Below are 3,178 nucleotides of genomic sequence, written 5' to 3'. Positions count from 1 at the left end.
AAAGACGTGCACACCATTACCGATGACATGCTCGTGATCGTTCCGGTGCGCAACCTGGTGCTGTTCCCCGGCACCGTGGTACCGGTGGCCATCAACCGCGACCGCTCGCTGGCGGCTGCGCAGGAAGCCGTGCGTAACAATCGCAAGGTCGGCTTCCTGTTACAGCACGACGCGGATCTGCAGGCACCCACCGGCAGCGATCTGTATACGATCGGCACGGTCGCCAACATCGTTCGCTATGTGACCGGTGCCGACGGGACACATCACCTGGTCGTGCAAGGCGAGCGACGTTTCCGCGTGCTCGATTGGCAGAACGGTCTGCCATTCATGGTCGCGCGCGTCGAATACTTGCCCGATGCGGGCCACGTCGGCAGCGACGTGGAAGCGCGCGCGCTCAATTTGAAGCGTCTCGCCGCCGAGGCCATCGGCCTGTTGCCGCAAGCGCCGGCCGAATTGTCCAACGCCATTCAGTCGGTGGAGTCCGCCTCGACGCTCGGCGACCTGGTGGCCAGCTTCATGGACGTGAAGCCCAACGAGAAACAGGAGCTGCTCGAGACCTTCGATCTGAAAGTGCGCCTGGAGCGAGTCAGCGAATTGTTACAAAAGCGCATCGAGGTGTTGCGACTCCAGCGGCAGCTGGAAGAAAAGACGCGCGACGCCATCGACGAGCGTCACAAGGAAGTCCTGTTGCGTGAACAGCTGCGCCAAATCCGTAAGGAGCTGGGCGAGGATGGCGAATCGGGCGCGGAAGTGGCCGAGCTGAGGGAAGCCATCGAGAAGGCTGGCATGCCGGACGACGCACGCGAGCAAGCCGAGAAGGAGCTGAAGCGTCTGGAGCGCATGTCGGATGCGAGCGCCGAGTACTCGATGCTCCGCACCTGGCTGGATTGGATGATTCAGTTGCCCTGGTCCAAGCTCGACAAGGAGTCCATCGACATCGAACACTCACGCAAAGTACTCGATGAGGATCACTTCGGGCTGGATAAGATCAAGCGACGCATCGTCGAGTACCTCGCCGTGCGCAAGCTGAATCCGCAGGGTCGTAGCCCGATCCTGTGCTTCGTCGGCCCGCCGGGCGTGGGCAAGACGTCGCTGGGCCAGAGCATCGCGCGTTCGCTGGGCGTGAAATTCGCGCGCGTCAGTTTGGGTGGCGTACATGACGAGGCCGAGATTCGCGGTCACCGTCGCACGTACATCGGCGCGCTTCCGGGCAACATCGTCCAGGCAATCCGTAAGGCTGGCACGCGCAACTCGGTGCTGATGCTGGACGAGATCGACAAGCTCGGTGCCGGTATCCAAGGCGATCCGTCGGCGGCCTTGTTGGAAGTGCTCGATCCGGAGCAGAACAACACGTTCCGAGACAATTACCTCGGCGTGCCGTTCGATCTGTCCAAGGTGGTGTTCATCGCCACGGCCAACATGCTCGATACCATCCCGGGCCCGCTGCGAGATCGTATGGAAGTGATTGAGCTCACCGGTTACACCGAGGATGAGAAGGTAGAGATTGCCAAGCGCTACCTGGTGCGCCGGCAGCTCGAGGCCAATGGTTTGAAGCCGGAGCAGGCTTCGATCACGGACGAGGCGATACGCCAGATCGCGCAGGATCACACTCGCGAGGCTGGCGTGCGTAACCTCGAGCGCATGATCGGCGCGGTCCTGCGTAACGTGGCGGTGAAGATCGCCGAGGGCACGGTGATTCAGCAGACGATCGATGTCGGCGAGATCGCGCCCATTCTCGGTGCCCCGCGCTTCGAGAACGAAGTGGCGATGCGCGTCAGTGTGCCCGGTGTTGCGACCGGGCTGGCGTGGACGCCGGTGGGCGGTGACATTCTGTTCATCGAATCGACGCGCGTGCCGGGTAACGGCAAGCTGATCCTGACCGGTCAGCTCGGCGATGTGATGAAGGAGAGCGCGCAGGCAGCGTTGTCATTGATGAAGTCGCAGGCTGCGCGGCTCGGCATCGACGCTACGGTGTTCGATAAGAGCGACGTGCATATTCACGTACCAGCCGGCGCGATTCCGAAGGACGGCCCGAGCGCGGGTGTGGCGATGTTCACTTCGCTGGTCTCGTTGTTCACCAACAAGACGGTGCATAACGACCTGGCGATGACCGGCGAGATCAGTCTGCGCGGACTGGTGTTGCCGATCGGCGGCGTCAAGGAGAAGACCGTGGCCGCGCATCGCGCCGGTATCCGCAAGGTGTTGCTGCCGGCACGCAACCGCAAGGACTTGGAGGATGTGCCGAAGAGCGTGCGTGACGATGTCGAGTTCGTGTTTTGCGAACGTGTCGATGACGTGGTCCGTGAAGCACTGGGCATCCAGTTGAACGTCACTCAGGTCAACGCCGCCGCTTGATCTCACCAATGTAACGAGCCGCGGGCGAGCCCTTCGCCCGCGGCCGCTTAACCTAGCCTGAACTCTGTCAGCATGCCGTCAGTTGCGCTGGCACGCGTAATGCACCCCAATCCGCATGAATCGCATTGCAAGATTGGCGCGAAAAGAGTAATCAGTGAGTCATGTTCCGCACTCGACCGAGTGAGATGCGCAACTTAAGCGCGTTCCAGCGTCGCATTCTGCGAGCTGCGCCGGTCTTCATTATTCCTTCTTTGTCATTGCCGACGTTCTTTACAGGTCGGCATCACGCTAGGACGCACCTCCGTAGCGCACGTCGTCACGGAACATGTTCGGCCATGGATCAGTCTTTGAGAGTAGGGTTGTCGGCAATTGCCCTGATGGATTGCAAGCGCAACCCTCAGTCACTCGCATGCATGCATGAGAGTATGCTGGTTACGAATTAGGACAGTGTGAACTGTGCACCGGAGCATGCTGTCGTAACGTGTGTATATAGAACCGCGGGTGGGGGACAGATTTAAATCTGTCCCCGTCAGCCCGCAGATTGGAGGGCGGTTCGATGCAGTCAGACAGCCCCAGAGGAAGCTCGCAACGCGGCGAGAGCTTCGTCGAGGCCTTGAGCGCCTACAGCCGGTTCCACCGTGCGCAGCACTGGTCAGGCACCTTCGGCGAATTTCTTCGCACCGTTGTCCCAGGCAATACGCGGCAACTCGCGCGTACCAGCCACGAATATTTATGGGACATGCTCAATTGGTTCGGCAAAAACTCGCCGGGCGCCAACACCACTGCCGCAGCTAACGGCACTGGCAGCTCGAATGGCGAAAGT

The 3,178-nt window shown here is 60.9% G+C and carries 1 protein-coding gene and 1 pseudogene; both read left to right on the top strand.

Features of this window, described 5'->3' with window-relative positions:
- Positions 1-27 precede the first annotated feature (27 nt).
- On the top strand, positions 28-2,355 hold the full coding sequence (gene lon / locus JNL55_RS17895; RefSeq protein ID WP_415923103.1) for an endopeptidase La: 2,328 nt from the start codon (positions 28-30) through the stop codon (positions 2,353-2,355).
- Positions 2,356-2,911: 556 nt separating this feature from the next.
- Positions 2,912-3,178: pseudogene (locus JNL55_RS17890) on the top strand (hypothetical protein); the annotation flags it as partial.

The organism is Steroidobacter sp. (genome assembly GCF_016790065.1).
GTDB lineage: Bacteria > Pseudomonadota > Gammaproteobacteria > Steroidobacterales > Steroidobacteraceae > Steroidobacter.
Note: the sequence above shows the minus strand (reverse complement) of the source record. Positions and strands in the feature narration are given on the sequence as shown.